The sequence below is a fragment of the Halorientalis brevis genome, from assembly GCF_042678165.1.
Classification (GTDB): domain Archaea; phylum Halobacteriota; class Halobacteria; order Halobacteriales; family Haloarculaceae; genus Halorientalis; species Halorientalis brevis.
Window position 1 is genome coordinate 43,832 of record NZ_JBHUDJ010000014.1, and the last position, 19,997, is coordinate 63,828.

The 19,997-nt window shown below is 62.6% G+C and carries 22 protein-coding genes; 11 read left to right on the forward strand and 11 right to left on the reverse strand.

All coding sequences use genetic code 11. The features are described from left to right. Genes ACFR9U_RS16575 through ACFR9U_RS16585 form a run of 3 tightly spaced genes read right to left on the reverse strand, consistent with a single transcriptional unit; the run spans position 1 to position 2,622 of the window. Positions 1–1,146 carry a glycosyltransferase gene (locus ACFR9U_RS16575; RefSeq protein ID WP_247378212.1) on the reverse strand — a complete coding sequence of 382 codons (1,146 nt, stop codon included), beginning with the start codon at positions 1,144–1,146 and terminating at the stop codon, positions 1–3. A 46-nt stretch (positions 1,147–1,192) separates the two neighbouring features. Then, positions 1,193–2,113 carry a glucosyl-dolichyl phosphate glucuronosyltransferase gene (gene aglG / locus ACFR9U_RS16580; protein ID WP_247378214.1) on the reverse strand — a complete coding sequence of 307 codons (921 nt, stop codon included), beginning with the start codon at positions 2,111–2,113 and terminating at the stop codon, positions 1,193–1,195. 53 nt (positions 2,114–2,166) lie between these two features. Further along, positions 2,167–2,622: a type IV pilin gene (locus ACFR9U_RS16585; RefSeq protein WP_247378216.1), complete on the reverse strand. Its 456-nt coding sequence runs from the start codon at positions 2,620–2,622 to the stop codon at positions 2,167–2,169. A 176-nt stretch (positions 2,623–2,798) separates the two neighbouring features. On the opposite strand from ACFR9U_RS16585, the gene ACFR9U_RS16590 reads away from it, so the two are divergent. Together ACFR9U_RS16590 and ACFR9U_RS16595 are read left to right on the forward strand one after the other, a co-directional pair. Next, the gene (locus ACFR9U_RS16590) at positions 2,799–5,984 is read left to right on the forward strand and encodes an oligosaccharyl transferase, archaeosortase A system-associated (protein WP_247378218.1); all 3,186 of its coding nucleotides are present in this window, start codon (positions 2,799–2,801) and stop codon (positions 5,982–5,984) included. A gap of 51 nt (positions 5,985–6,035) precedes the next feature. Further along, the gene (locus ACFR9U_RS16595; RefSeq protein ID WP_247379023.1) at positions 6,036–6,932 is read left to right on the forward strand and encodes a DUF368 domain-containing protein; all 897 of its coding nucleotides are present in this window, start codon (positions 6,036–6,038) and stop codon (positions 6,930–6,932) included. Here the strand turns inward: ACFR9U_RS16595 and ACFR9U_RS16600 are convergent. Further along, the gene (locus ACFR9U_RS16600) at positions 6,929–7,171 is read right to left on the reverse strand and encodes a hypothetical protein (RefSeq protein WP_247378220.1); all 243 of its coding nucleotides are present in this window, start codon (positions 7,169–7,171) and stop codon (positions 6,929–6,931) included. The genes ACFR9U_RS16595 and ACFR9U_RS16600 overlap by 4 nt on opposite strands. 356 nt (positions 7,172–7,527) lie before the next feature. Here ACFR9U_RS16600 and ACFR9U_RS16605 point away from each other — a divergent pair, with 356 nt between their 5' ends. After that, the gene (locus tag ACFR9U_RS16605; protein WP_247378221.1) at positions 7,528–8,751 is read left to right on the forward strand and encodes a glycosyltransferase family 87 protein; all 1,224 of its coding nucleotides are present in this window, start codon (positions 7,528–7,530) and stop codon (positions 8,749–8,751) included. A gap of 58 nt (positions 8,752–8,809) precedes the next feature. Continuing rightward, positions 8,810–9,340, forward strand: a complete 531-nt coding sequence (locus ACFR9U_RS16610) for a gamma carbonic anhydrase family protein (RefSeq protein ID WP_247378222.1) — start codon at positions 8,810–8,812, stop codon at positions 9,338–9,340. Between the two features lie 159 nt (positions 9,341–9,499). Here the strand turns inward: ACFR9U_RS16610 and cutA are convergent, their stop codons facing one another. Together cutA and ACFR9U_RS16620 are read right to left on the reverse strand one after the other, a co-directional pair. Further along, positions 9,500–9,805 carry a divalent-cation tolerance protein CutA gene (cutA, locus tag ACFR9U_RS16615; RefSeq protein ID WP_247378223.1) on the reverse strand — a complete coding sequence of 102 codons (306 nt, stop codon included), beginning with the start codon at positions 9,803–9,805 and terminating at the stop codon, positions 9,500–9,502. 136 nt (positions 9,806–9,941) lie between these two features. Beyond that, positions 9,942–10,121 carry an HEWD family protein gene (locus tag ACFR9U_RS16620; protein WP_247378224.1) on the reverse strand — a complete coding sequence of 60 codons (180 nt, stop codon included), beginning with the start codon at positions 10,119–10,121 and terminating at the stop codon, positions 9,942–9,944. Positions 10,122–10,228: 107 nt separating this feature from the next. Between ACFR9U_RS16620 and ACFR9U_RS16625 the strand changes: the two genes are divergently transcribed. Further along, positions 10,229–10,864 (forward strand): YbhB/YbcL family Raf kinase inhibitor-like protein, encoded by a 636-nt coding sequence (locus tag ACFR9U_RS16625; protein WP_247378226.1) that lies wholly within the window; start codon positions 10,229–10,231, stop codon positions 10,862–10,864. Positions 10,865–10,929: 65 nt separating this feature from the next. Next, on the forward strand, positions 10,930–11,484 hold the full coding sequence (locus ACFR9U_RS16630) for a class I SAM-dependent methyltransferase (RefSeq protein ID WP_247378228.1): 555 nt from the start codon (positions 10,930–10,932) through the stop codon (positions 11,482–11,484). Between the two features lies 1 nt (position 11,485). Here ACFR9U_RS16630 and ACFR9U_RS16635 read toward each other — a convergent pair whose 3' ends face one another. Together ACFR9U_RS16635 and ACFR9U_RS16640 are read right to left on the reverse strand one after the other, a co-directional pair. Continuing rightward, positions 11,486–11,941 (reverse strand): hypothetical protein, encoded by a 456-nt coding sequence (locus tag ACFR9U_RS16635; RefSeq protein ID WP_247378230.1) that lies wholly within the window; start codon positions 11,939–11,941, stop codon positions 11,486–11,488. A 46-nt stretch (positions 11,942–11,987) separates the two neighbouring features. Next, complete coding sequence (locus ACFR9U_RS16640; protein ID WP_247378232.1) at positions 11,988–12,434, reverse strand: acyl-CoA thioesterase; 447 nt, start codon at positions 12,432–12,434, stop codon at positions 11,988–11,990. Positions 12,435–12,552: 118 nt separating this feature from the next. Between ACFR9U_RS16640 and ACFR9U_RS16645 the strand changes: the two genes are divergently transcribed. The 4 genes from ACFR9U_RS16645 to ACFR9U_RS16660 all read left to right on the forward strand — a co-directional run bounded on the left by ACFR9U_RS16645 (position 12,553) and on the right by ACFR9U_RS16660 (position 16,533). Further along, positions 12,553–14,085, forward strand: coding sequence for a TraB/GumN family protein (locus ACFR9U_RS16645; RefSeq protein ID WP_247378234.1), 1,533 nt, complete (start codon positions 12,553–12,555; stop codon positions 14,083–14,085). Further along, entirely contained in the window at positions 14,067–14,690 is a 624-nt protein-coding gene (locus ACFR9U_RS16650; RefSeq protein WP_247378237.1) for a zinc metalloprotease, read from the forward strand. The genes ACFR9U_RS16645 and ACFR9U_RS16650 overlap by 19 nt, the downstream gene beginning before the upstream one ends. Positions 14,691–14,732: 42 nt before the next feature. Beyond that, positions 14,733–15,767: a phosphoribosylformylglycinamidine cyclo-ligase gene (purM, locus tag ACFR9U_RS16655; protein WP_247378239.1), complete on the forward strand. Its 1,035-nt coding sequence runs from the start codon at positions 14,733–14,735 to the stop codon at positions 15,765–15,767. A 259-nt stretch (positions 15,768–16,026) separates the two neighbouring features. Next, positions 16,027–16,533, forward strand: coding sequence for an HTH domain-containing protein (locus ACFR9U_RS16660; RefSeq protein WP_247378240.1), 507 nt, complete (start codon positions 16,027–16,029; stop codon positions 16,531–16,533). A 63-nt stretch (positions 16,534–16,596) separates the two neighbouring features. Here ACFR9U_RS16660 and ACFR9U_RS16665 read toward each other — a convergent pair whose 3' ends face one another. Both ACFR9U_RS16665 and ACFR9U_RS16670 read right to left on the reverse strand, forming a co-directional pair. After that, on the reverse strand, positions 16,597–17,139 hold the full coding sequence (locus ACFR9U_RS16665; RefSeq protein ID WP_247378243.1) for a CBS domain-containing protein: 543 nt from the start codon (positions 17,137–17,139) through the stop codon (positions 16,597–16,599). 57 nt (positions 17,140–17,196) lie between these two features. Further along, positions 17,197–17,562 carry a DUF555 domain-containing protein gene (locus ACFR9U_RS16670; RefSeq protein WP_247378245.1) on the reverse strand — a complete coding sequence of 122 codons (366 nt, stop codon included), beginning with the start codon at positions 17,560–17,562 and terminating at the stop codon, positions 17,197–17,199. A gap of 325 nt (positions 17,563–17,887) precedes the next feature. On the opposite strand from ACFR9U_RS16670, the gene ACFR9U_RS16675 reads away from it, so the two are divergent. Further along, on the forward strand, positions 17,888–18,067 hold the full coding sequence (locus ACFR9U_RS16675) for a hypothetical protein (RefSeq protein ID WP_247378247.1): 180 nt from the start codon (positions 17,888–17,890) through the stop codon (positions 18,065–18,067). Between the two features lie 90 nt (positions 18,068–18,157). Here ACFR9U_RS16675 and ACFR9U_RS16680 read toward each other — a convergent pair whose 3' ends face one another. Next, positions 18,158–19,987 (reverse strand): SLC13 family permease, encoded by a 1,830-nt coding sequence (locus ACFR9U_RS16680; RefSeq protein WP_247378250.1) that lies wholly within the window; start codon positions 19,985–19,987, stop codon positions 18,158–18,160. Between the last annotated feature and the right edge of the window lie 10 nt (positions 19,988–19,997).

A 19,997-nucleotide genomic window follows, 5' to 3' on the forward strand; every position in this document is an offset into this window, starting at 1 on the left:
TTAACAGAAGTTCGTCGCCCGGAACTGGTCGTACAACCGGACGACGTTGGATTCGAGTTGGTTTTGAAATGCTGTCATTGAGAATTTTTCGACCCGTTCGCGCGGCTCAGATTCGATCCCGTCACGCTCGAACCGCGCGACCGCATCCCGGATACCGGCGGCCGTCCCGTCGTGGAGCAGACCGTTCTCCCCCTCCTCGACGAACAGTCCCGGAAATCCCTCGTCGCGGGTGAGCACTGCCTTGCCACTTGCGTTGCCCTCGATGGGAACGATCCCGAAATCCTCGTTGTAGGCGTTGAACACGAGTGCTCGGCAGTTCGCGAGCAACTCGAACTTCGCGGACTCGTCGACGAATCCCCGATAGTCGATGCTGTCGGCACGACGAATGCGGGCCATCACGTCGTCGCTCACGTCACCGCGGCCGCCAGCCAGCACGAGTCGATTGTCGGTGCCAGCGAACGCCTCGACGATCGCAGGAATGCCCTTCTCCTCGTCGAGGCGGCCCAGGTGAAGGTAGTACCCCTCGTCCCCGCGATCCTCGTATTCGTCGACGGCGACCGGGGGATAGAGTACCTCCGAGTCACGCTCGTAGTACTTCCGGATACGGCGGGCAACGATCGGACTGTTGGCGAAGTAACCGTCGACGCGGGCGTCCACGGTGGCATCGCGCATGCGCAGGTACCGCAACAGTGGGCGAGCCAACTGGCCGACCAGCGAGTCTTTGCGGTCGTGATAGCGGTCGTAGAACCACCGTGCCGGCGAGTGGCAGTAGTTGAGATGGAGGGTGTCATCGGGCGTAATTACGGCCCGGGTGGTCGCCCCAGACGTGAGCAACACATCTGGACGACCGAATTCGCGCCAGTCGACGTCTTCCCAGAGGGCGTACTCGAACACGCGGCCGACGCGAGTCTGGAGCCGCCGGAGGGGACCGGGCGAGAGCGTGTCGGTCACGTCGACGAACTGCACGTCACCGTATGGATTGGTCGTGTCGGGATCCGGTTCGCCGAGTGTGTACACGCGGTCACACCCGAGCGCCTCGGCGAGTTTCGTCACGAGGTACTCGGCCCCGCCCCACGCGTTGACCCCCCAGTGGGCGACGGCGACCTCGAGGTCACTGAGGTCTGTCGACGCGTCGGCGTCCGTCATTGTATGGCAACTCCGTGGGCGCATCTATAAGTATACCGACGTTTTCTCACCGCCACTTCACCATCCCGTAGAGATAGCCGCTCCCGACTACGGCAGTGAACACGAACAGCATGACGAACTGAACGACTTTCTCGGCCGATGGTCCGGCAAGGAGGCCACGGATGCGCTCCGGAACGAACTCCCCGATCAGCTGGCCGATGAAATCGTACTCCTCGCCGGTCGAAGCCGGGAGAAAAACTTCCATCCCGCGTTTCGAGTAACCTTGCCAGAACGCCCGGTCGAGAAGCCACTTCGGATCGGTCCGGTAGTCGTACACCTTGTGCGCAACGCGCGCACGTGGGTTGTAGTAGACCCCGTGTCCGTACTCGTCAGCGAGACGTGCACACAGTTCCGTCTCCCCGCCCTGGAGGTTCTTATCGCCCTGCCGGCCACCGATGTTCGTGTCGAACCCATCGAGTTCGAGGAACACGTCACGCCGGAAGGAAATGTTCGACCCGAACGTGTTGCGGACCTCTCCAGGACCGTCGGCGAATCCGCGGTGGGTGACGCCGACGAGCCAGTAGAACTCCTCTGGGAGGAACGTCGGTCGGCCTGCGACCCACGCGGGCGTCATTTTCCCCCCTGCGGCCAGTGCGTCCTTGTCTTCGTACGCCTCGACGAGCTCTGCAACCCAGTCTGGATCCGCGATGGCGTCGTCGTCGATGAACGCCACGACGTCACCGGTCGCGACCTCGGCACCGTTGTTTCGGCTTTCGAGGAGTCCGACGTTCTCGTCGTTGCAGTGGGTCACCACGTCGTCCCGGTCGCCGTAGTCGCTTCGGAACCGCTCGGCGACGGCCTCGTTGCCGTCGCTGACGAGCACGAGCTCGATATCGTCGTACGTTTGAGCGAGCACGCTCTCGGCAGCGTCGGTGAAGGCCTCGTAGCGGTCGAGGGTGTGTGTACAGAGAACGACCGAGACACGCATATTCCGCAATCAGCATTCACGTTAAAAAACCGTTTTCCTTCGACAGTGGACGGTCATTCTGTGGTCCACTCGTCGAGTTTGCGGGTCTCGTTGCCACCGGTCCAGTAGATGGTAATCTTGTCTGTCGACGAGACCGACCTGCTGAACGCGCTCCCTCGGCTGAGTTGGATACCGTCTCCCTGTTTGACACGCGTCGTGTTGTTGACGTTCGCGACTGCTGCCCACGTAACGTTCACGTTGCCGTTCGTCACGAGCAATTCGCCAGCAGGAAGTCTGTCCCCTTCCTCCTTTGTGACGAGGAGCGTGTCACTCTCGTCGAAATAATTGAACGTGAAGTTCGCCGACGGGGGACCAGTGTCTTCCTCCTCGGCGAACAACACGGCTGCCCCGAGCCCACCACCGATAACGACAGTGAATACGAGCAGCGTCGCGACGGCTGCGACGTTGTTTATCGTGACTGCTCGTTGGTCGCCGACGAACGAATCTGAGGTGTCCCGATCTCCGAACATCGTTTCTCCACGAGCCACAAGCCATCGCGGCGTTCTGGACGCAGTGTATAGTCGTTGGCGCTTGAAGGAACGTGAGCCTTGCGGGCGACTCACCTGTCGAGTTCCGGAATCAGTCGACCGAACTTAGCCAGTGGATTTGACAAAGCTTATCCGGGCGTTCGTTTTTAACCCGGTCAATGAGTCAACGCCGGGGGAGTATCGAAGATTTCGATATTAGCAACGCATTGAGAGACATCAGACGGTGGTATCACATCCCAACGCTCGTCGTCCTGCTAGCGTTCATGCTGTGGGTCCGGGTCCGCGGGTGGTCGAACTTCTACCGGAACGGAAACGTCCTGCTTTCGGGGAACGACGCCTGGTATCACCTTCGTCAGACGTCTTACACGGTACACAACTGGCCGCAGACGATGCCGTTCGACCCGTGGACGTACTTCGCCTACGGGACGAGTTCCAGTCAGTTCGGGACGTTCTTTGACCAGATCATGGCGACAGTCGCGCTGATCGTCGGGCTGGGGGATCCGAGTCAGCAAACTGTCGCGACGACAGTCCTGTTCGCGCCCGCGGTATTCGGGACGCTCGTGGCCATTCCGGTCTACTTCGCAGGGAAGCGTCTGGGTGGTCGGTTCGGCGGACTCGTTTCCGTCCTCGTCCTCGCGATGTCGACCGGTGGCTTCCTCCAGCGGAGTCTCGTCGGGTTCTCGGACCACCAGATCGGCGAAGCACTCTTCCAGATGATCGCGGTCGTCGCCATCATGGTGGCTCTCGCGGTCGCGCAGAAGGAACGACCGGTCTGGGAACTCGTCGTGAACCGTGAATGGAACGCACTCCGCAACCCGCTCGGGTGGTCCGCGCTCGCTGGCGTCGGCGTCGGCATCTATCTCTGGGTGTGGCCTCCGGGCGTTCTGCTGCTCGGTATCCTCGGCGTGTTCTTCCTCCTGCAACTCATCGCGGACTTCCTGCGAGGACAGAGTCCGGATCACGTCGCCTTCGTCGGCGTGGTCTCCCTGACCGTCGCGGGAATGCTCGCGCTCGTCCCGTTCAACACGTTCGAGATCTCTGCGACGAACTTCTCGCTACTCCAGCCGCTCCTCGCGTTTTCCGTCGCCCTCGGCACTGCATTCATGGCCTGGGTGGCCCGACAGTTCGAGGCCCGAGACATCGACCACCGCGCGTACCCGGTCGTCATCGTCGGGATCCTCGCTGCTGGGACGCTGCTGCTCAACCTCCTGACACCCGATCTGTACAATTTCCTCGCGAACAACGTCGAGCGCGTCGTCGGGTTCGGAACGAGCGCTCAGGCGGGGACTGTCGGTGAGGCCCAGCCGCTCCAACAGCCGATCAGTGTACTGTTCGCACACTTCGGTCTGACATTCGTGACCGCGTTCGCGAGCGTGCTCATCATCGTCCTCTCTCAGCTCCGGAACCGCAACGCACGGGCAGAGTCGCTGTTCGTGGTTGTCTGGGCAGTGATGCTGTTTTTCGCAACGCTCACGCAGTCGCGATTCGAGTACTACCTCGTCTTGCCCATCGCGGTGCTGAACGCGTACCTGGTGATGCTGCTCTTCCGGTACATCAGCACGACTGACGACGTCCACGACATCGAAGCGTTCCAGGTGCTGACGGTCGCGACCGTCCTCCTGTTGATCGTCGCGCCGCTCGCCGTGAGTTCAGGCCAGGGAGCGACGACGGCCTGGGAGCAAGGCCAGGCGAACTCCCCGAGTCCCGGCGTCGTTGGCTGGGATAGCAGCCTCTCCTGGCTCGAGAACAACACGCCAGCGGTCGGGAACTACGGTGGCGCCGGCAACAGTGACCAGATGCAGTTCCTCGGGACCTACGAGCGACAGAACGATTACGACTATCCCGACGGATCCTACGGGGTCATGTCCTGGTGGGACTACGGTCACTGGATCACCCAGCGCGGTGAGCGGATTCCGAACGCGAACCCCTTCCAGCAGGGCTCGACGCAAGCCGCGAACTTCCTGCTGGCTCCCAACGAGACCCAGGCCAACGACGTGCTGTCTCGCATGGAGGAAGACGACGCCAAGACCCGCTACGTCATGGTCGACTGGAAGATGGTGAACACCCAAAGCCGCCTCGGCGGGAAGTTCTTCGCCCCGATCGTCTTCTACGACGACGGGAACGTCTCGCAGCAGGACTTCTACAACACCGTCTGGGCCATCCAGGGTTCGACCCCGACGACCGCCTATCACCTTCGGTCACAGCGGTACTACGATAGTATGGTCAACCGGCTCTGGCACTTCCACGGGAGCGCCCAGACGCCGAACCCGGTCATGATCAACTACTCGACCATCGAGACCGAGCGCGGAACTGCGTACACGGTGCCGTCCGCGGACAGGAAGCGTTACTCCGTCGGACAGGGAGGTGTCCCGCAGTGGTTCCTCCGCGTCGACCGACAGAACACGAGTGATCAAGCGCTCGAACAGCTTCAGAAGCAGGCACGCCGTGACGGCAGCCAGATCGCCCTCCAGCGACTCCGTCAGCAGGCCGAGGAGACGGGCACCGCACAGGTCGGCGGCGTCGGACCGAATCCGCCCCAGTACGTCGAGGCGCTCGAACACTACCGCCTCGTGCGGAACGCCGAGACACCGGCCACTGCAGGCCGCTCCTGGCCGACGACGATCGTCCAGGAGCGAAACGGCCTCCTCGGAGGAATCGACCTGCAGAACATGACTGACCAACAGCGGATGCAACTCTCCCGGGACATCGACTCCCTGTTCTTCCAGGGACAGGGGACCCCACCGTGGGTGAAGATCTTCGAGCGGGTTCCGGGTGCGACCATCGAGGGGACCGGCCCGGCGAACACGACGGTCACCGCCGAAGTCGAGGTAAACTCGCCGAACCAGAACGGTACGTTCACCTACGAGCAGCAGGCCCAGACCGGTGCTGACGGCGAGTTCAGCATGACGGTCCCGTACTCGACGACCGGGTACGAGAACTGGAGTCCCGACGAAGGATACACCAACGTGAGCGCTCGTGCCGTGAGCGATTACACCGTCTACACGGACGCTGAGGTCACGAACGACACGGTGTTCGAGTACAACGCGAACGCGACGGTGACTGAGGCGCAGGTCATCGGCGAGACCGATTCGCCGACGACGGTCACGCTCGAACGACAGAAACTGGCCGACCTGCAGAACATGTCCCAGGCAACCGACGGTCCCACGACCGACGTCCCGACGGATTCCGACTCGAACACTACCGCCGAGAACACGACGGACGACACTAACTCGACCGACGGCTCGACGACCGCGACGCCGACGTCAGGCGGGTCCGACAACGAGACCACTGCCACGAGCACGCCGTCGAACATCGCCCCGGCCCCCAACCGGGTCAGTCCCTGACACGTGGTCGATTCAGCCCTCCGCGACTGGCTCGTCGTCTATCTGAAAGGGATGTGTATGGGCGCGGCTGACTCCGTCCCAGGCGTGTCCGGTGGGACGATTGCCCTGATAACCGGCATCTACGAGCGACTCATCACGGCGATCACGTCGCTGAACCCGCGGACACTCGAACACGTCCCCCGTCTCCACACGTCGGCTGGGCGACAAGCGCTGTGGGACGACCTGGTGGAGATGGACCTCGGATTCCTCGTCGCGTTGGGCCTGGGTGTCGTGACTGCGTTGATCGTCATCTCTCGAGCCGTCCAGTTCACACTCACGAGCGCGCGCGGGCCGACGTTCGCGTTTTTCTTCGGCCTGATCGCAGCGTCGGCGTTGGTACTCTACAGCGAGGTCGACGTGACGACGGTCCCGCGACTCGGCATCGCCGTGCTCGGGTTCAGTCTCGCGTTCTGGGTGTCGGGAATCACGCAGGGCAGTGGACTGCCGAACTCGCCGGAATTCGTGTTCGTGGCCGGAATGATCGCGATCACGGCGATGATCCTGCCCGGCATCTCCGGTGCCTTCTTCCTGCTGCTGCTCGGGCAGTACGATTACCTGACGGCGACACTCACGTCCTTTACTGACCATGTCATCGGGCTGCTCGACGGTGGCGGGGTGGCCCCGCTGGTCGAGCCAGGAATGACGATTCTGGCGTTCGCGGTCGGGGCGATGATCGGTGTCGTGTCGATCGCACACGTCATCAAGTGGGCACTCTCGAACTATCGCAGCGCAACGCTCGTGTTCCTCGTGAGTTTGATGGCTGGTGCGCTGCGTCTGCCGGCGGTAGAAACGTTACAGAGCACCGGCCAGTGGACACCGATCGTGATCCTGGGGACCGGGGCTGCCCTCGTCGTCGGCGCTGGCAGCGTCTTGACGCTCGATCGATACACGGACGACCTGGATTACTAGTCCCACCGCTCGACGTCCGCCGTCACGTCGGTGGCCCGATCGGTGTCGATCCACGCTGCTACGAGGAGTGCGAGAAGCGCGACGACACCGACGTGTTCCAGCGGCACCCAGCTGACAGACTGGCCGGCAATTGCGACCATTGCACCGAGGTCCAGGCCGGGAAAGAGATAGACCGGAGCCATTCCGGCGAGGACGACACCCGAAACGAAGACTGCGACGTCACTTCCAGTAGCTGCCATAGTGAGTGATTCGGCCGACCACAAATAACTGCATCTCCCGAATACAACTATTGAGAACGATACGATTTATTAAAGAAGTCAAGTGTTAAATTAGCAGGTCAGCGGGCCAGTGGAACCCCTCTTCCGGCGGGTACAGTGAAGGCAGAAACCGCACGACGCGGGCGCGATACGGTGCGATCGAATGGGGGACATGTTACGGAAAGTGGGGATTTATATGTTCAGAAATAAGAAAATCGACGTACCCGTGACCGTTTCGAGCAATGCCCCTCCAACGATACTGTCTCGTACTGCCTTCTAATATGGTTATCTCACAGTCACGTCAACAGCGGCCGAGCCGGTTAGCAACGCGAATCGTCTTGGCGACTGGATTAGTCGGTGGGGGACTGATCCCGACGTATTTCGCCCTCTGGGCGCCGGAGATTCCACTCGCCTGGGACTTCAGAGCCTATCTTAACGCCGCGGACCTGTTCCTCTCTGGGGACCCATTCGTCGGTGTCAGTCCGCCGGTCGGAAACGGCGAGTTCGTCTATCCGCCGATCGTCATCGGGATGTTTCTCCCGTTCGCTGCATTTCCGGACGTCATGTCGGCGTTTCTCGTCCAGTTGGTCATCCAGGGGGCGTTCTGTCTCGGCACTGGCTGGGTCATCATCTCCGTCATCGAGCGCCACCGCGGTCCCCTCGACCGACTCGACAAACTGCTCATCTGTCTGTTCTGCGTCGCGAGTACGTATCCAGTGATCGTCCTCGGACAGGGACAGGTCGACCCGGTTCTCCTGTTCGCGTTGAGTCTGGCGTTCCTGTTCGAAGAACGAGGGCAAGAGATCGTGAGCGGTGTGCTGTTTGCGATCCCCGCCATCGTGAAGCTGTTTCCGGCCCTGTTCGGCGTCTGGCTCGTTCGGAAGCGGTCCTGGCGTGCGATCAAAGCCGCCGTCGCGACGGGATTGAGCGCCATCGCGGTCAGCGTGCTGGCGTTCGGGATCGATCGCAATCTGAACTACGCGTGGTTCATCCTGACTGAACGCAGTCGCATCCGCGACCTCGGGAACACACTCAGTCCGAACTTCTCTGCGCTGACGCTGAGTCGTCCGCTCTCGGTGTTCCTGCCGAACGTCGAGCCGCACCTGTACCCGCTCCTGGCACTCGCCGTGCTGGCGCCGATCCTCGTGGTACTGAGCTACCGGATCGAAACCATCGAGGCGCGTCTGCTCGCGTATCTGGGGACGGTCGCCGGCATGTTGCTCCTCTCACCGGCATCGAACATCCACCACGTCCTCTTCCTGTACTTCCCGCTCGTACCGTTGATGTACCTCCTCGACCACGAGCCCACGCGAACGCTCTTGCACGTTGGGACGGTCGTTATGCTCTTTCCCGTCCAGCCACTCCAGGTTGAGACCGTCCTGAGCATGGCGCCGTTACCGTTGCTCGTCGAGGCGGTCATCGTGGATGCCGTGCGCGACATTCTCACGACCGGCACGATGACGCTCTGGGGACTGCTCCTCGTGTTGTGTGGGTGTCTGACGTTCACCCTCGGCTCTCCGACCGAGCCGACGAGCGTCACGCTCTCGACTGAAGACGATTGAGCCGCCGGGACCGTGTGGAACGCCAGTTTTTAGAGCGAACCCGGGGAATCATTGGCAGATGATTCGGTCATTCGACGGGGTCGAACCGACGATCGCTGAGTCCGCGTACGTCGACCCGGAAGCGACGGTCATCGGGAACGTCACCATCGAAGCGGAGGCGAGCGTCTGGCCGGGCGCGGTCCTTCGGGGCGACCACGGGGAAATCGTCCTCAGGGAAGGCGCGAACGTCCAGGACAACGCGACGCTGCACGAAGGCGTCGAGATCGGCCCCAGGGCGACGGTCGGACACAACGCCATCGTTCACGCTGCGACCGTCGGCGAGCGCGCCATGGTCGGGATGGGTGCGATCGTCCTCGACCACTCCGAGATCGGAGCTGAGAGTCTCGTCGGGGCGAACAGCCTCGTGACCGAGGGGACCGAGGTCCCCGAGTCAGTCCTCGTCGCCGGCACGCCCGCAGAGGTACTCAAGGAAGTCGAGAACTCTCCGTGGATCTACGCTGGCGACCGCTACGTCGAGCTGGCCGACGAACACGCGGCGACCGACCACGTCGTCGCCGAGGACCACGTCCCGGACCACGACGAGGAGTAAGCGACGCAGCTCCGCTCGACAGTGACGTGAACACCGCCGTCGATAGTTGACGAGGGCGCAGTGTCGGCGAGTTCTGCGACGACGTCGATAGGCGCACCAGACCGTGGCTCGGTACCCTGGCTGGCAGGTGTCGGCCCCCAGAACAGACAAAGTGCACGGCTACTCTTCGACGGCGTCGGCACGCCAGTCTGCGAACGCGTCGAGGACCTGGTCCTCGTCGAAGCGCTCGATACAGGGGACCTCGTACGGGTGGAGTTCGGTCAGCCGTGCTTCGAGCGCTTCGTACCCTGCAGCAGTCGTCTTGACGAACATGACCGCTTCGTCGTCGTCGTGAACCTCGCCGTCCCAGCGATAGATCGATTGGCAGGGCAGACGGTTCACGCAGGCCGCCAGTTCCTCTTCGACGAGCGTTCGCGCGATGTCTTCGGCAGCCTCCGGTGGTGCAGTGACGTACGCTGTCGGCATACCCGTCGACAGTGAGTGACTGGAAAAACGCGTTGTGGTTGGCGAAGAGACTCCTGGTCGACTCGACGAACGAGTGGGCGGGAGAACGACAATAGATCGTGCGCCAACTGTACTGCGATCGGGAAGCTGAACCCGTTCAGTCCTCGAACGGGTTGTAGTTCCCGTTGATGTCCCACTCGTGAAGACAGTGGGGATTGCCGACCTGTTTCTCGTCGCCGTCGGAAACGATGAGCCAGGCGTCGGTCTCATCGTCCCATTCGTCGTGTCGGCCACACCGCTCACAGACCCGCTCTTTCGGTGGGATGACAGTTGCCATAGCTGAACATGGACCGTCCCCCGTAATGAAGCTCTCGACTGCCAGGCACTGGGCGGCCCGGGAACCTGCCCCACATGCTGATGTGCCACCGTCCGCAATCCCGAACTATGCCTGGTCGGCGTGACTTCCTCGTGAGCGTGTCGAGTGGCACCGGACTCCTTCTCGCTGGTTGTCTCGACGGGACAGACAGTAGCGAGGATAGTACCGAAACGTCACCGGACGCGACAAACACCCAGACCGACGACACAGTGTCGACCACGCGGAGCAACGCGAGCGGACTGCAACTCTCGTCGACTGCGTTCGAAGACGGTGGTAACATTCCGCAGAAGTACACGTTCGACGGTGCAGACGTCTCACCGCCGCTGTCGATTTCGGGGGTTCCCGCCGACGCAGACTCGTTGGTTCTCGTGGTCGACGATCCTGACGCCCCGAACCCGCCCTTTACACACTGGTTGCTCTGGGACATTCCCGCGGATACGACGGCGATCCCGGCAGGAATCGAGCAGTCGCGGACCGCCCCGGAACTCGACGGCGCTAAGCAAGGGACCAATTCTTTCGACGTCCTCGGCTACCGAGGGCCCCGCCCGCCGAAAGGCGACGGCTCACACACGTATCGATTTACACTGACAGCCGTCGAACGCCCGCTGAACGTTCAGGCGGGAGCAAGTCGCGATCAGATCGCGGACGCGCTCCAGGGTAACAGCGTCGCGACGGCCCGCATCACTGGCGAGTACGAGCGGTAGCGGCTACCCCGACCGACAGCTGTAAAGCTGTATGCTTATCCGAGTCTGTCACGTACGAGCGCAAGATGGGATTTCACACGTTCGACGCGGACAAGGCTGAGAAACTCGAAGACCTGTCGCGGTATCAGTACCTCTCGGTCGACGAGTTGCTCGCCATGTTCGAGCCTCGTCTCGACGACACAGTCGCAGACGTCGGTAGTGGAACGGGGTTCTACACGGACGAAGTTGCGCCCTACGTCGAGAAGGTGTACGCCGTCGACGTGCAGCCTGAGATGCACGAGACGTACCAGCAAAAAGGGGTCCAGGAGAACGTCGAGTTCGTCACCGCCGAGGCACAGGACATGCCGTTCGACGACGACGCGCTCGACGCCGTCGTCTCTACGATGACGTATCACGAGTTCGCCAGCGAGGAGGCCACAGCAGAACTCGCACGCGTGCTCGACGCCGGTGGTCGCGTCGCGATCGCCGACTGGACCGCGAACGGCGAGGGCCTCAGCGGGCCGCCGCTAGACGAGCGATTCGACGCTGACACGGCAGCGGAGCATCTCGAAGCCGGAGGATTCGAGGTCGTAACCGCCAAAGACCGTCGCGAGACGTTCGTGCTCGAAGCACACCGCTAGGTCAGAAGTCGGGCAGATCGTCTGGCGCCTCGTAGTCCGCCTCCCAGTCGATGTACTCCGCTTCGAGGACCTCACAGACGATCTGTCCGAACTCGGTGAGGCCGGCGTTGATCGCAGAGACCGTGCCCCACGACTCGATGTCCGGGTGAATCTCGCGCTCGCGCCAATCTTCTGGGAGACCCGGTGCGTGGTAGCCCACGCGGTCGGCGAAATCGTCCCAGAAGAAGTCGAAGTCGGCGAACAGCTCCAGATCGCGGGCGATGTTGAACGCGTCTTCGTCCATGTTCGCATCGTCGGCCCACTCGGAGAACGCCTCTTTCCAGGCGCCGTCTACGAGGAACGTCTCGAGTTCCTCGCGTTTGTACTCGTCTCCCTGCACGTCGACGTCGTCGTACTCGTCTGCGTCCAGGTCCGACTGGAGTTCTGGAGGGTCCGGCGCAGACACGTCGAGTCCCATGGCCGCGAGTACGTACGGGAACGGAATAAGGGTTGATTCCCGCTCGTCAGGCGTCGCGCTTTGAACTGGCCAGCGCTGCGTCTTGCAGTTCCTCGCCGCGTTCGGAACTGACCGACAACTCGGGGACGGAAACCGGGTCCATCTCGTCGTCGATCGCGACGAAGACGAGGTGAGAATCCGTCGTCAGTTCGGCCTCGGCCGTCCGCGGGTTCTCGCGGAAGGCGCGAACTCGCACTCGAACGCTCGTTTCGCCGGTGTCGTACACGTAGCTTTTCAAGAGCGCGTTGTCGCCGACCGGGATCGGACGGCGGAAGTTGACTTGCTCCATACGCGCCGTGACGCAGTCTTTTCCGGCGAAGCGTATGGCGGACATCGCACCCACCTCGTCCATCCACTTCAGTACGTTCCCGCCGTGGGTGGTCTCCAGATTGTTCGCGTGATTCGGCTGCACCATCTCCCGGTTCTCGATGTAGGTGTCCATCAAATCCGGCATGTCCCGTGCTATCCCGGCGGGGACAAAACGCTTACTGGCTCCGGCCGCCCGGGGGTGCGAGAGTGAGACGGGTGTCATGCCGACAATCGTAAAACGGGGGAAGATGTATGCCACTCCAATGAGTGAACGGTCGGCGCCCACGCCGAACACGCCGGGGGACCCCACTGGGGAAGGGGACGTCACGGTATTGGGCACCGCACACGTCTCCCAGGAGAGTGTCGAAGAGGTCGAACAGACGATCGAGGAACAGCGACCGGACGTCGTGGCGGTCGAACTCGACGAGGGTCGATACCGGCAACTGAAAGGGGAAACGCCGGACGACCTGAACCCCGGCGACCTGCTGGAGGGCAACACGGTGTTCCAGTTCCTCGCGTACTGGATGCTCTCGTACGTCCAGGCCCGACTCGGTGACCGATTCGACATCCAGCCCGGTGCCGACATGATGGCTGCCGTGGACACCGCCGAGGAACTCGGCCTCGGCGTCGCGCTCGTCGACCGGAACATCCAGATGACGATCCAGCGGTTCTGGGCGCGACTCACAGGCCTCGAGAAGTTGAAACTCATCGGGGGCCTCATCGCGGGCGTCGCGAACCCCGCGACGGCAGGGCTGACAGTCGGCCTGACGATCGGATTCTTCGTCGCGCTGCCCGCCGAACTCCTGGCCGGCCCGCTGTTGTTCGGCGGCATCGGCGTCCTGGGCGGGGTACCGTTGGCGATACTGGACGGACTCGCGATCGCGCTGACGCTCGGCGGCGCCATCGGTGTTGTCCTCGCGTTCATCCTCACCACGTCGACCGAGGAAGAAGACCCCGAGGACCTCGACATGTCCGAACTGACGGACGCGGACGTCGTCACCGCGATGATGGAGGAGTTCCGGCACTTCTCGCCGGGCGGGGCAGAGGCCCTCATCGACGAACGTGACGCCTACATCGCACACAATCTCGTGCAGCTTCGCGAGGCCGGATACGACGTCATCGCGGTCGTCGGTGCGGGTCACCGAGCCGGCATCCAGGACTACCTGGACAATCCCGAAACGCTTCCGCCCTTCGAGTCGCTGGTCGGCGTCGAGTCCGGGAGCCGATTCTCGTTTTTCAAGCTCTTCGGCTACCTGTTCACGCTCGGCTTTCTCGCCTTCTTCCTCCTGTTGGGTATCGCAGTCGCCACTGGCGTCGAAGGCGCGTCGACTGGCTTTCTCGTCCAGTTGTTCGGGACCTGGTTCCTCATCAACGGCATCATCTCGTTTAGCCTGGCCAAGCTCGCGGGCGCCCACTGGCAGAGCGCGACCGTCGGCGGGGCGATCGCGTGGTTCACGAGCGTGAACCCCCTGCTCGCACCCGGGTGGTTCGCCGGCTACGTCGAACTGCGCTACCTCTCGGTGAACATCAGCGACATCAACACCCTCAACGAGATCTTGAGCGACGAAGAGGCACCGATCAAGGACATCTTCGGCAGAATGAAAGACGTGCCGCTGTTCCGACTGATCCTCATCGTCGCCATGACGAACGTCGGGAGTTTCATCGCGAGCATGCTGTTCGGCGTCGTGTTGCTGCCCTTCTTCTTCACGGAGATCGGGGGCGTCGACGAGATCTCCCGGCTCATGATACAGGGCGCCCAGAACGGTGCGACGTTCGTGTGGGGTCTGGTGACGTGAACGTCAGTTTCTCCATCCGGGAGCTGTTCGATTTCGCGGCTGCGTGGGTCGCGCTGAGCGTCGCGTTCACCATCTTCTTCCAGCGGCCGGCGCTGCTCGGGTTCGACGTCCCGGTGCTGGTCCGGATGTTCGCACTCAGCCTGTTGACCGTCGGCGTCGGGTTCCTCCTGCACGAACTCGCGCACAAGGTCATCGCGATCAAGTTCGGGAAAGTCGCGGAGTTCAGAGCGGACTACGGAATGTTGTTCATCGCTATCGTCTCCGCGATGGCGGGATTCATTTTCGCCGCACCCGGCGCGGTGTATCACCGCGGGCGCTCGACGATCAGACAGAACGGCCTGATCGCGCTGGCCGGACCCGTGACGAACCTCGGTCTGGCCGCGGTGTTCCTGCCGCTCGCGCTGTTTGCTGGCGGCTTCTTCGGACAGGTCGGCTCGCTTGGGGTCATCATCAACCTCTTTCTCGCGGGCTTCAACATGCTGCCGTTCGGCCCGCTCGACGGGAAGACGGTGTTGAACTGGAACAAGGTCGTCTTCGTCGCCGTGTTCGTTCCGTCGGTCGCGCTGGGAGTGTACGCGATGTTCGGCTTTTCGTTCCCGTTCTGACGGACCGACGGGCTTTTGCGCACGCCGCGCGGCCACTCGCGTATGAGCGAACAAAACAGCGAGGCGTCGGAGACGCCTCGACGAGGCGGCGAAGCCGCCGATAAGGACGAGGAGGGGCTGACGTACGCCGACGCCGGGGTCGACATCGACGCCAGCGAGGCGGCGACCGCGGCGCTCCTCGGTGCGACGGAGGGCTTCGAGGGCGACTTCGCCGGCCTGCTCGACATCGGCGACCGCTACCTCGCACTGGCAGCCGACGGCGTCGGGACGAAACTGCTCGTCGCCGAAGCCATCGACGACTACTCCACCATCGGCATCGACTGCATCGCGATGAACGCCAACGACCTCGTTGCCGCGGGGGTCCGCCCGGTCGCGTTCGTCGACTACCTCGCCGTCGAAGAACCCGACGACGAGACCAGCGAACAGATCGGTGAAGGGCTCTCCGAAGGCGCAGACCGCGCCGACGTCGCCCTGGTCGGCGGCGAGACGGCCGTCATGCCCGAGGTCATCAGGGGCCTCGACATCGCCGGCACCTGCGCTGGGCTAGCGGCCAAAGACGACGTGTTCCCTGGCGAGGCCGAACCCGGCGACGTGCTGGTCGGGTTCCCCTCTACGGGGATTCATTCGAACGGACTGACGCTCGCACGCCAGGCCGCAACGCAGAACCACGACTACACGGACCCGTTCCCCCACGACACGGATCGGACGATCGCTGAGGTGCTGCTCGAACCGACGCGCCTCTACACCGATCTCCTCGATCCGCTGCTGGCCAACGAAACGCACGCGGCCGCCCACGTCACCGGCGGCGGCTGGACGAATCTGACCCGAATGGGCGAGTTCCACTACGAGATCACCGATCCCTTCGAGGCTCAGCCGGTGTTCGAGTTCGTCCAGACGGAGGGGAACGTAAGCGACGAGGAGATGCACCGCACGTTCAACATGGGCACTGGATTCGTGGCTGCGCTGCCGGAAGCAGACGCCGAAGCCGTCGTCGAGGCGACCGACGACGGGCGGATCATCGGCGACGTTCAGGACGGCGACGAGTGCGTGGCAATTCGCGGGCTCGAATTGGCCTGATAGCAATTGGCACGCGGCGAGGAAACGGTTATTTTCCCCAGTGTACAGTACTGTTGATAGACACATATCGGCACGTATGTAGCCGTTCCCCGCCGGGTTCTGGGGGATCACAACCGCATTCATAAACGGGGAGACCTGACAGAAAATTAGGTTACTAATATTACTGTTCGAGAATCGTTACCAATATAAGGATAATAGGACCTCCTAATCCCTACCAGGGCTATCCTTAAGTACAAGAACCGGGAATATACGGGTACTTATGAAAGGGGAGCAAGACGCGACGCTCGACATCTTCGTTCGCTCGCTGGCGCCGACGACCGGTCTGGAGCGCCAACGCGCGCTCGTCAGCCAACTCGATCGCATGGAATCCGAGGGGCTGATCGACGGCTACGACGTCCACGTCTGGGGTGACGCCGTGTCCGTCGATTCGGCGCTGGCGGAGACCGCGACTGGTCGGGGGGTCCGATCACAGGTGGCAGGGTTCCAGCAGTGGGCGCTCGCCGAGAACGTCTCCGTTCAGCCGTTCTTCGATCGGAAAGAGCAGTCCTCTTCGATCACCGGCGACGAGCAGACCGTCATCACGCTTCCCGAGATCACGGTCGCGGAATACGAAGGGGCCGAACTGGTCGGGATGGCCCCGCACCAGTCCGCCGGTGAGACGGTCTCCGTTCAGAACTACCTGGACGACGTGGAGATGCGCAGAACGCGTGCACTCGCCGAGGACGACGGCGCTTCCCACCAGCTGCGCGTTCCGAGCGACGACTGATCGACGCCGGACCGACGACGTTCTCTTTTCTGCGAAGAAACCGAAGGAGGTCGACGAGATGCGCTACGACATGTGCGCAGCGATGTCCGCGTCGGTGATGATCCCGATCATCTCACCGTTCTCGATGACGATGACGGCGTCGTGATGGTCGAGGTGAGTGTCGACCTCGTCGACGGTCGTCTCCCGCGTCACCGTCGTGATGCTCTCACGCATCACGTCCGCAATAGGGAGTTCCCCGGGGTCTTCGTCGTCCACGTGGCGGACGTCACTGAGACTGACGATGCCGACCGGGTACTCGTCACGAATGACTGGCAACTGCGAGTACCCTTCCTGGTTCATCGTCTCGATAGCGAACTTGATGCTGTCGTCGGGCTCGATCCCGTAGACAGGGCTGTGCATCAGGTCTTCTGCGCGGAGAATCCCGCCTTCGGCTTCTTCCAGCGCGTTCACGATCCGCCGGAGCGTCGAGAGCCGCGGATCGACGTCACCGCCCTCGATGCGCGCGATAAGTGGCTGTGACACGTCAGCCTGCTCGGCGAGCTCGCTCTGCGTGAGGTCGAGCTCGTTGCGGCGTTCCCGCAGATCCGCTGGCGTCGGCAGTTCCATACCGCCGGATAACCAGTGGTAATGTAAAAAACTTCCCCAGTCGAGTCCGGGGAGTGATTAAGCGTCTGCTTCGGCCTCTTCCTCGGCGAACTCGACGGTCTCGACGACTTTGAGCGGCACGTCCCGGAGCGCACCGCCGATTTCGCTTTTCGCGATCCGCTGGGCGTGTTCCTTGTTCTCAGCGTTGAACACCTTCATCTCCAGCACGAGTCCGACGAGTGCCGTGTCAGCGGCGATGAAAGCGGAATCGAACGGCTCTCCGCACGCGGGGCAACCAGTCGCACCGACTTCCACCTCGACGTAGTCCATGTCCTTGTCGTTGAGACGCTTTCCGGCCTCGCTGACGGCGACGCCGATTGCGTCGTCGATGTCTTCGACGTCACGGACCAACCACGCGGCTTCCATCGCTACCAGATAGTTCATGTCTTTCTCTGTGTCCTACTCCCTCTCGTGCTTTATGATTTGACTCCGACCGCTGTTCGAAGAAGGATTCTCTCCGAGACGGCCTCTCACCGGCGGATTCGATGCGCACGAGACTCCAATAATGCTCATAACTTATGGCTTCTACCCACGGAGATTATCTGGCCGTTACCGAATTTTCCACCTGCTACCCCGTCCCGGTTGTGCACGAGACAACTGAGGTTGAACCGCAGGACGGGGGCGCTATAGAACCCGATGAAAGAACGTTATAAAACCTACAATACGGGAAGGTTTATATAACCCAATCACCCCATCACCGGCGAGGACAATGGAAAACCGCCTGTACCGAAGTGCGTTGTTCGCAGCGTACCAGCTTACCCTGATGCTGGGCATCGTGATGCTCCCGGTGGCGCTCGTCATGCGTCAGTTCGGAGTCACACTCCCGATTCACCGAATGGTCGCACGACTGGCCGACGCCTACGAGGACGCATCCCCTAACTCCGCCTAAGTCTCCGCTCTTCTCTGCGCTACGCTGTCACCGCAGCGGACGTAAAAACCGATAACCGCTACGGGTTCGACGACCCGTTGTACGTCGTTCTCAGAGACCCCAGAACAGCCAGATGAACACCGGTGTGACGACGGACAGGAGCAACTGGAGCGGGGCGCCGACCCGGACGTAGTCGGTAAATCGGTAGCCGCCGGGACTGTACACCATGAGGTTGGTCTGATAGCCAACCGGGGTCATGAACGCCGTCGAAGCGGCGAAGGTGACGCCCAGAACGAAGGCGAACGGCTCCGCACCGATCCGCGTGGCCGTACTGACAGCGATCGGCAACAGCAGTACCACGCTCGCGACCGGGGTGATGACGTTAGCAAGCAAGCCCGTGAGCACGTAGAACAACGCCAGTACAGCCAGCGGCGGCAGCAGGTCTGCCTGTTCCACGATGAGCGACGCCAGGAGCGCGGCCCCGCCGGTCTCCTGTAAGGCGATGCCGAGCGGGATCACGCCCGCCAACAGGAAGATGACGTCCCAGCTGACCGCGTCGTAGGCGTCCGCCGGGTCGAGGAGGTCAGTCACCAGCATCGCGACGACCCCGCCGAGCGCGGCGATGACGATGGGAGAGAGGCCGAGCGCTGCGACGGCGATCACTGCACCGACGATCCCGACCGCTAACCCCGCCTCCGAGCGGTCCAGCATCGGCGGTTCGTCGAGGTGCGACTGATACCCAACGGCCGATTCTGAGACCAGAATTACCCCCGTCTCTTCGAGGGCCTGGATCGCGGACGTGCTGGCGTGGATCAGGAGGGCGTCGCCCTCCGCAAGTGACACTGTGGTCAGGTCCTCACGGTGAACGTCACTTCCCTGCCTGATCGCCAGCACGGTCGCACCGTACACTGCTCTGAGTTTCGCGCTCCCGACTGATTCCCCCACGAGGGGTGAACTCGCGGGAAGCACGGCTTCGACGACCGTGCCACCGCCGGATTGCTGTGAGAGTTCCTGCTCGGTGACGCCCGCTGCGGGCAGGCGCCGGAGCGAGTCGGCAGCGACGAACGCGTCGAGTTGCTCCCGCGAGCCGCGGACGGTCAAGACGTCACCAGCACGGATTTCGCGTTCACTGCCGGCCGCCAGGAACGTCTCGTCCCCACGGACGATCTGGACGACGTCGACCGGGACGTCGCGTTCGGCCATCGCCGCCGCGACGGGCAGGCCGACTAGCGGCGAGGACCCTCTGACGTACACGCGCGTGACGTGATCGCCGAGGCCGAACTCCTCTATGAGGTCCGCCGGGTGAATCCGCTCGGGCAGGAGCCACTGACCGACCGTCACGAGGTAGATGACCCCGAACGAGAGGACGACGGCACCGAGATGCGTGAACTCGAACATCGAGAACGGGTGGTCGAGCAGCTCTCGCGAGAGGTCGCTGGCGACGAGGTTCGTGGACGTCCCGACGAGCGTGAGCGTGCCCCCAAGCATCGCCGCGTAGGACAGCGGCATCAGCAACTTCGACGGCGAGACGTAGCTTTCGTCGGCGAGATCCGTGATCATCGGAATGAACACAGCGACGACGGGCGTGTTGTTGACGAAGCCGGCGATCGGTCCCGTGAGCCCGACGGTCGCGCCGAGCACGCTGTCGGGGTCACCGCGAGTGACCCGAGCGACTTTCGCCCCGAGCACCTGCACGAGTCCGGTCTCCTGAACGCCCGCACTGAGAACGAACATGGCCAGGATCGTCACCGTCGCCGGGTTGGCCAACCCCGAGATAGCCGCCGTCGGAGTCATCTGCGTCCAGGGTTCCAGGACGGCCAACGCGACGATGACCGCGAGTGCCGTCGTGTCCGGCGAAACCACTTCGGTCACGAACAGTACGATGGTTGCGACGACGAGCGCGAACACGACGAGCATCCCCGCCGTGACCGGTGGTGCCATGTCCGTTCGA